Below are 543 nucleotides of genomic sequence, written 5' to 3' on the forward strand. Positions count from 1 at the left end.
TTGTCTTCTGCCGCCGCTTTTATTTTTGCACCAATAACATGAACGACTTTGCCGGAACCTTCAGTTCTATCCCGGCTTTAACGCTTTGATCTGACATCAAATCGAACCAATCACACTCTGTCTTTAGCGATAGCGATTGTGCGCGCGTGGATTTGTTTAGCACGACAATGCCTTTCTCTCCGCGTTTTAGCACTAGCATATCGTCATTCCCTTCCAGTACCGTCATTGACTCACCATGAGTCACATTGTGGAACGCGATCATCTTCGCCATACGAGGATCATTCCAAGCGTCTTTCCATCTTGGCTTTCCGTTTTTGTTCTTAATGCCGCTGGTATCCAAATCGGTATAAACCAAAGGCACGCCGCCATCGCGACCGAGAATGTAGGCATAAGCGATCCACTCATCCTCTTCATCCATTATCAAATCGAGAAAGACGTCGTTGTTGGGAATATCATGCGTCACCACAAAAGTGATGGCTCGACCGTTTGAAAGCGCTTGGCCAAAACAGTAAGGGTCAATCAGAGACTTGAAACTGCCTTTTT

At 46.4% G+C, this 543-nt stretch carries 1 pseudogene; it reads right to left on the reverse strand.

Going from position 1 to position 543, the window contains the following annotated elements:
- Positions 1 to 19 precede the first annotated feature (19 nt).
- Positions 20 to 543, reverse strand: a pseudogene (locus tag R8O10_RS27040) (alpha-amylase); the annotation flags it as partial.

The organism is Vibrio sp. 1727, from assembly GCF_033344415.1.
Lineage (GTDB): Bacteria > Pseudomonadota > Gammaproteobacteria > Enterobacterales > Vibrionaceae > Vibrio > Vibrio alginolyticus.